Genomic DNA, 416 nt, shown 5'->3' on the forward strand with positions numbered 1-416 from the left:
TCCAGTTTAGTGGTTCTTATATTATCGAAGTAATAAGTTTCACCAGTACCCGGAGTTCCGAAGTTAAAGAACAGGACTAAATTATCATATACCTGAGAGGGGTCTACAGCTGTCATATCAAATGTTAACGTCTCCCATTCCTCACTTACTGTAGTGTTCACAGAAGTTTCTACATTAATATCAGTATTGGCAGCGTTTTCAATTTTTAACAAAACTGGAATACCCGCAGCAGGAGACCACACATCTATCTGAATATAACGCTTTGTTGAAAAATCAATTGGTTCATCAAGCCCTATAACTGTACCTGCCCATGTTTCAGAATTGGCAGGTTTGGTGTATTGTGCGACTTTACTGCTTAAGTTAACATCATTAGGATCTGGGTTATCGATAACCGGCACACCGTTAGGTTGATCGGG

Annotated in this window: 1 pseudogene; it reads right to left on the minus strand. The window is 39.7% G+C overall.

Annotated elements, in window-relative coordinates:
* A pseudogene (locus HC175_RS19415) lies at positions 1-416 on the minus strand (hypothetical protein); the annotation flags it as partial.

The organism is Salinimicrobium oceani (assembly GCF_012037645.1).